This is a genomic window from Rhizobacter sp. P3_B12 (genome assembly GCF_056402895.1).
In genome coordinates, this window is sequence record NZ_JBFUGN010000261.1 from 1 (window position 1) to 7,024 (window position 7,024).

Sequence of the window (7,024 nt, forward strand, 5' to 3'; positions counted from 1 at the left end):
CGCGTCACGCGCTACCGGCTGGGCAACGTCTTCCGCGACGTGACCTACGACGCGGCCGATCGCATCGTCAGCTTCACGCACCTGAGCGCCAATGACGGCATCCCGCAGCCGGCGCTGGACCAGAGCTTCGGCTACGACGAGAACGATCGGATCACGCACGTGACGACGGTTGCGAGCAGTTGGTCGATCACGTATGACGCCAACGGCAACCGCACCGGCACAAGCCTGAACGGCAGCCCGAGCCTCTACACCACCGAGGCGACAAGCAACCGGCTCACGAGCATCACGAACCCGGCGAGAAGCTTCGGCTATGACAACGCGGGGAACACGACCACCGACAGCCCGAATTACACGGGGACCTACGGCCTGAGCGGATCGCTGGCGAGCATCACGAAGGCCGGCGTCACTGGCACCTACACCTACGACGCCGACAAGCGGCGCGTCCGCAAGGTGACGAGCGCGGGGCCGGGCAGCACGGTCATCTTCGTGTACGGGCTCAGCGGCGAGTTGCTCGGGGAGTACGACCAAGCGGGACAAGCGCTGCGCGAATACGTGTGGCTCGACGACATCCCGGTGGCGATGTTCATGCCGGACCCGGCGAACCCGAGTGGAGCACCCCTGATGTTCTACATCCACGCGGATCACCTGAACGCACCGCGAATCGTCGTCGACATGAGCAACGTGACCCGCTGGCAGTGGTTCGCCGAGCCGTTCGGCACGACCGCGCCGGAGGTCAATCCGAGTGGGCTTGGCGTCTTCACACAGAACCTGCGCTTCCCCGGGCAATACGCGGATGCGGAGAGTGGGCTTTGGTATAACTACTTCCGCAACTACGACGCCGGGCTTGGACGCTATGCGCAATCTGACCTCATCGGGCTTGCGGGAGGTATCAATACCTACGGGTATGCTGGATCAAACCCGCTCAAATATGTGGATCCCTTGGGGAAAGATTATTGGATCGAAGGATCCGTTCCTGGGGARGGTGGGCATCCGTTTCACCAAAGTATTTGTGTTGGAAAATATACTGGAGGGCGAGCCTGCATCAGTTTTGGTGTCGCGGAGGAGGGCTGCCTAATGAATTGCAAAGGTGAGGTGTATGTGGACACATCTGCCGCCGGACCGCTTGTTGTCCCCACACTTCAATCAACTAGTCCGGAACAAGACACAGAAATCATCGATTACTTTAATTCGTTGCTCGGATCCATTGGACGGTACTCTCTGGTTGGAAACACATGTAGGGATTTCTCGCAGGCTGTCTGGAAGCAGCTGCAGAGAAGATATGGCGGCCTCAGCCCGTATGTGCCAGGGGACGGTCAGAGTTGGCGGTAGTCCCGAGATAGATGCATGTTAACATCTAATCATCATGAGATATATTTACAAATGCGTATTCATTGCTATCTTCGTTGGCACCTTGTATGGCTGCAACTTTGAGGCGCCTGAAATATCTTCAGCCTCATATGTCGAATTCTCTGGCGGATCACCCGGGCCGAAGATCGAATTAAATAGTCAGCAAGTTCACGCGCTATCGGGATGGCTCTTTGAGCATCGCTCTGGTTGGTCGAGAAGTATGGTGACCTACTCGCCGCGCATTCTTATTGCCATTGACCAGAAAGACGGGAAATCATCTACGCTTGATTTGTGGCCAAACACTATAAATTATTATGGGCCGTCAGGGCAGTATCAGAAAACATTGACTGATGCGGAGGCGCTCGTTCTATTCAAGATGATTGGCGCCGAGAGAAAATAGACATGACCAAGTATACCTATCGCGATTTCATCTCAGTACGTCAGCCGGATCACCTTACGATGCGAGAAAGTTGAGTCATTCGATCGGTATCCATTTTCCCTTCCAGCCATTCAATCTCTCGACAACATTGACCTTCACCCCAAGGTCACCTATTTCGTAGGCGAGAACGGTTCGGGGAAATCGACACTACTCAAAGGTATTGCTGTCAACCTCGGATTCAATGCAGAAGGTGGCACCAAGAGTTTTCGCTTCGGTACAAGGCGTTCACACTCGGAACTTCACGAATTCCTTCGCATCGCTAAGGGCGTGCGACGACCTAGAGATGGATTTTTCCTGCGAGCGGAGAGCTTCTTCAACGTGGCAACGGAAATCGAAAACCTCGATGCAGAGCCAGCGCCCGGCCCACCTGTTATTGATCCCTATGGCGGCCGCTCTCTACACGAGCAATCACATGGTGAGTCATTCTTGGCACTCATGACGGAGCGGTTCGGTGGTCAAGGAATATATATTCTTGATGAGCCTGAGGCGGCCCTATCGCCACAGCGACAGCTTGCTGTTCTGAAACGAATTCATGACTTGATCCTTAATCACTCTCAGTTCATCATCGCCACTCACCCACCCATATTGATGGCGCACCCCGATTCGAAGATTTATCTCTGCGACAAAGGTGGTATTTCACTCGCTTCTTACGAGGACACCGAGCATTTCAGAGAACTCCAATTTGATAGAAGATGCGTCGCGTTCGGTGCGGCTTGCTCCAAAGATGCAATATGACCTACGCCAAGAGCGCATGGTGCCGGATGACTCACCATCTTCTTTTGCTTCTCCGGTGTTTCCATGGGAAGTACGATACGGTCGCCCCTTGAGAAGAACAGCCATGCTTGCTGACGAGACTTGCGAACAATTTGCTGATTGGAAGAAGCGTCCCATACTGGCTTCTGCCTATGCGCAAGCCATGAATTTGGTCGAAACAGATGGYCCGTCGCGAACTGATCAATGAGCGTGGAAAATGAATTCAACGAGACTCCTATGAAAATGATTTGCGCAATGAAGTTGCCAAGCTTCGGGTGGGGAATTATTTTCTGGGGCGAGGAGGGTTTGAGGATCCCACCTGAAGCGAATTAAATGAATATGGCCGATATCAAGAGGGCTCGTGATCGTCAAGATTTCGACGTCGCGATAGCCGGATGCTCTGAAATGTTGGAGTCGGGCGATAATCCTGATGTCTTGGAGATGCGCGCGACCATTCATTATTTAAAGGGTGATGGGCGCGCAGCATTCGACGACTATTTCCTCCTTGTCAGCTGGGGTGTCGAAAGTGTGAAAACCCTGTTTTTGGCGTCGCAGGCTGCTTTATATGTTGATGAATATATGAAGGCCATCGAATGGCTCGAGACTATGCTGGATAGCGCGAGCCGGACAAAAAATCATGCTTTTGATACTGGTGCGTGGCTGGCTCTGGCATTTGCCAAAATGCAGATTAACGATTATCGAGCCGCAAAGGAATTGGTTGACGAACTGGAGGCGGCCTCACCGAAAATATCACTGCCGGTGCCCCATGCAGGGCGAGTGCCTATGTTGACCCTCCCCGAGATGCGAGCAGAAATCCTGCGCCGGCAGTTATAAGCCATACGCAGAAAAGGCCGATTCGAAATGAAATTCACCCGGACCCAGTAATAGTTGAAGCCGAGGGAGGAATGCGGCATCCTCAACCTCGCAAAGGTGGCCATGATTATTATGAAATGGCCTCCGCTTTAACTTTGGGGCATTTCTACTATCTGTCGGGCGAGGACTATTTTGAAGAGTAGCTGGCAGGGGCGGCTCGAAGTCGCTTACTAGTAGATGGCCGCAAGAGGCCTCAGAGCTGTGGCCCCGAGACCTTTTTCGAGGCTGTTTCTCGCGTTCAAGACGCACCTTGGGCATCGAGGGCCAGCCATCGCCTTTTGGCCAAGACGATGTTGGCCAACCCGAACAGGCTGAACAACTGCGCCTCGTTCTTCACCATGGCCTTGTAGCGGACCTTCATGTGACGCAACAGGCTCTTGATCACGTGGAACGGATGCTCGACTTTCGCCCGCACGCTCGCCTTGATCGCTCAACTTCGTTGAGCATTCGCTCCCACTCGTGCATGAGGTCCAGTTCTCGGCTCTTCTGGAATCGACGCGCCGCGGGCTTCACATGACAGGCAGTTCAGTCGACGACGGAGACAGTCCGCTGGCGGCCATGGATGCAAGCCGAAGGGCGTGCGCAGGCAGAAGCCGACGGAGAAAGAGGATTTGCGCTTGACACTGCCACGCTGTCAGCCCATAGACTTCCGCCGAACCTGAAAACCCTCCGCCCACCTTGCGAACCGTCCGCGCCCTCTTCGTGATCTTCCTCGCACTGCTGATCCCCATCCGGGGTGCGGTCGCGGGGGCGATGCTGTGCCCGGCGGGAGGTGCCCTGGCGGCGGCGTCGTCGCACATGCAGCACCCGGCGGCGCACGATGGCGCGACCGCCCTGCATCACGACGACGGCGCGCACCATGACCACGCGCATCACGAGCAGGCGCAGCCCTCTCCCACGCACACCTCCCACGACACCGGCTGCAACCTCTGCGCCTCCTTCTGCTCGATGACCCCGATGCCCAGCGCGGCGCCGACGATCGAGCCCTCGACGCTCAGCACCACGCTGAGCTTCCCGTCCCTGCAGGCACCGGCCCCGAGCTTCCAGTCCGGCGGCCCCGACCGCCCACCCCGAAGCCGCTGACCCGCCGGGGCCCCCATGACGGGGCCTCGGGCCCGAGGGTGCCCGCGCGCGCAACGCGCAGGCTGTTGCCGCCCGCCCCGTGCGTGGCGGCGATTCAATCGACTTCGAACCATGAACCTGAACCTGTCGAAAGTGGCCGGCGCCTTGTCGCTGCTGGCACTGGGCGGCTGCGCGTCCTTCTCGGAAGACGGCGGCTTCGACCGCGTCGCGTCGCTGACGCGCGAACGCACCGGCATCGCCCCCACCGCGTTGCGCACCCCTGCAGCCTCCGACGCGGCGCGCACGCGCACCGCCGAGCTGCTGGCGCGGCCGCTGACCCCCGACGCCGCAGTCGAGCTCGCGCTGCTGAACCACCGCGGCCTGCGGGCGAGCTTCGCCGAGCTCGGCATCGCCGAGGCCGACCTGGTGCGCGCCGGCCGCCTGCACAACCCCTCGCTGCGCTTCGGCCGGCTGGCCGGCGGCGGCAGCGTCGAGATCGACCGCGCGGTGATCTTCGATGTGCTGGGGCTGCTGGCGATGCCGACCGCATCGCGCATCGAGCGCGAGCGCTTCGACATCGCCCAGTTGCAGGCCGCCGCCGATGCGGTGGGCCTGGCCGCTGAAGCGCGGCGCGCCTTCTTCGATGCGGTCGCCGCGCAACAACTGCTCGGCTATGCCGACCAGGTGAAGGAAGCCGCCGACGCCTCCGGCGAGCTCGCCCGCCGCATGCTCGCCGCCGGCAACTTCAGCAAGCTGGAGCAGTTGCGCGAGCAGGCCTTCCAGTCCGATGCGCAGGCGCAGTGGCTGCACGCACGCCACCAGGCGGTGGCCGGCCGCGAGCGGCTGGTGCGCGCGCTCGGCCTGGCCGACGGCTCGCCATCGTTCACGCTGCCCGGGCGCCTGCCCGACCTGCCGCCCGCGCCGGTCAACCCGCAGAACGCCGAGCAGACCGCGATGGACCAGCGCCTCGATCTGCAGATGGCCCGCCGCGCCACCGCATCGACCGCCGCATCGCTCGGCCTGACGAAGGCAACGCGCTTCATCAACGTGCTCGACGCCGGCTACCAGAACCAGAGCAGCAGCGCAGAACCGCGCCGCAACGGCTACGAGATCGAGTTCGAGCTGCCGCTGTTCGATTTCGGCAGCGCCCGCACGGCGCGCGCCGAGGCCACCTACCGGCAATCGCTGGACCGCACCGCGCAGCTCGCGCTGCAGGCCCGCTCCGAGGTGCGCGAGTCGTACTCGGCCTACCGCAGCGCCTACGGGCTGGCCAGGCACTACCGCGACGAGGTCGTGCCGCTGCGCCAGCGCATCTCCGACGAGAACCTGCTTCGCTACAACGGCATGCTCGGCAGCGTCTTCGAGCTGCTCGCCGATGCGCGATCGCAGATCGCCGGCGTGACCGGCGCGGTCGAAGCGCTGCGCGACCACTGGATCGCCGAAAGCGCGCTGCAGATGGCGATCGCCGGCCGCTCGCCGGCCAACGCCTCCCCCGACCTGCCCCGCTGACCCGCTGATGGAGCAACCGATGACCCACCGCAGAACCTTCTTCAAGGCCGCCGGCGCGACGCTGCTCGGCGCCGCCACCGTCAGCCGCGTCGGCGCCGCCTCGCTGCCCGAGGCCGCCACGCAATCGAGCGCCACGATGCAGCCGCCCCCGCCGCCGCCCACCGGCCGCCCGTTCAACCCGATCGTCACGCTGAACGGCTGGTCGCTGCCGTGGCGCATGAAGGACGGCGTCAAGGAGTTCCACCTGCTGGCCGAGCCGGTGGTGCGCGAGATCGCACCCGGCATGAAGGCCAACCTGTGGGGCTACAACGGCCAGAGCCCCGGGCCGACGATCGAGGCGGTCGAGGGCGACCGCGTGCGCATCTTCGTGACCAACCAGCTGCCCGAGGTCACCAGCGTGCACTGGCACGGCATCCTGCTGCCCTCGGGGATGGACGGCGTGACGGGCCTCACCCAGCCGCCGATCGAGGTCGGCAAGACCTTCGTCTACGAGTTCGTGCTGCAGCGCTCCGGCACCTTCATGTACCACCCGCATGCCGACGAGATGACGCAGATGGCGATGGGGATGATGGGCCTGTTCATCGTCCACCCGAAGGATGCGAGGCAGCTGCGCGTCGACCGCGACTACGGCTTCATCCTGAACGCCTACGACGTGGAGCCCGGCGCCGCGACGCCGCGCGTGAACACCATGCTCGAYTTCAAYCTGTGGACCTGGAACAGCCGCGCCTTCCCCGGCATCGACCCGATCGTCGCGCGCACCGGCGAGCGGGTGCGCATCCGCGTCGGCAACCTGACGATGACCAACCACCCGATCCACATGCACGGCCCGCACTTCGAGGTCACCGGCACCGATGGCGGCTGGGTGCCGAAGTCGGCGCGCTGGCCGGAGGTGACGGTCGACATCGGCGTCGGCCAGATGCGCGCCTTCGAGTTCGATGCGCTGGCGGGTGACTGGGCGATCCATTGCCACAAGTCGCACCACACGATGAACGCGATGGGGCATGCGGTGCCGACGATGATCGGCGTCGACCACCGCGAGGT

Annotated in this window: 6 protein-coding genes and 1 pseudogene; 6 read left to right on the forward strand and 1 reads right to left on the reverse strand. The window is 61.5% G+C overall.

Annotation, left to right across the window (positions count from 1 at the left end):
• The 3 genes from AC1D01_RS15260 to AC1D01_RS15270 form a co-directional block, all read left to right on the forward strand.
• Positions 1–1,329 (forward strand): RHS repeat-associated core domain-containing protein (locus tag AC1D01_RS15260; protein WP_477867620.1); only part of this gene is annotated, 1,329 nt, incomplete at its 5' end.
• Positions 1,330–1,771: 442 nt separating this feature from the next.
• The gene (locus AC1D01_RS15265; protein ID WP_477867630.1) at positions 1,772–2,521 is read left to right on the forward strand and encodes an AAA family ATPase; all 750 of its coding nucleotides are present in this window, start codon (positions 1,772–1,774) and stop codon (positions 2,519–2,521) included.
• Positions 2,522–2,872: 351 nt separating this feature from the next.
• Positions 2,873–3,373, forward strand: a complete 501-nt coding sequence (locus tag AC1D01_RS15270; RefSeq protein WP_477867622.1) for a tetratricopeptide repeat protein — start codon at positions 2,873–2,875, stop codon at positions 3,371–3,373.
• A 277-nt stretch (positions 3,374–3,650) separates the two neighbouring features.
• On the opposite strand, the pseudogene AC1D01_RS15275 reads toward AC1D01_RS15270, so the two are convergent.
• Positions 3,651–3,836, reverse strand: a pseudogene (locus AC1D01_RS15275) (transposase); the annotation flags it as partial.
• Between the two features lie 254 nt (positions 3,837–4,090).
• Here AC1D01_RS15275 and AC1D01_RS15280 point away from each other — a divergent pair.
• The 3 genes from AC1D01_RS15280 to AC1D01_RS15290 all read left to right on the forward strand — a co-directional run.
• Entirely contained in the window at positions 4,091–4,495 is a 405-nt protein-coding gene (locus AC1D01_RS15280; protein WP_477867624.1) for a hypothetical protein, read from the forward strand.
• Between the two features lie 111 nt (positions 4,496–4,606).
• A complete protein-coding gene (locus AC1D01_RS15285) occupies positions 4,607–5,983 on the forward strand; it encodes a TolC family protein (protein WP_477867626.1) in 1,377 nt (458 codons plus the stop codon).
• A gap of 19 nt (positions 5,984–6,002) precedes the next feature.
• On the forward strand, positions 6,003–7,024 hold a 1,022-nt coding region (locus AC1D01_RS15290), incomplete at its 3' end, for a multicopper oxidase family protein (RefSeq protein ID WP_477867628.1).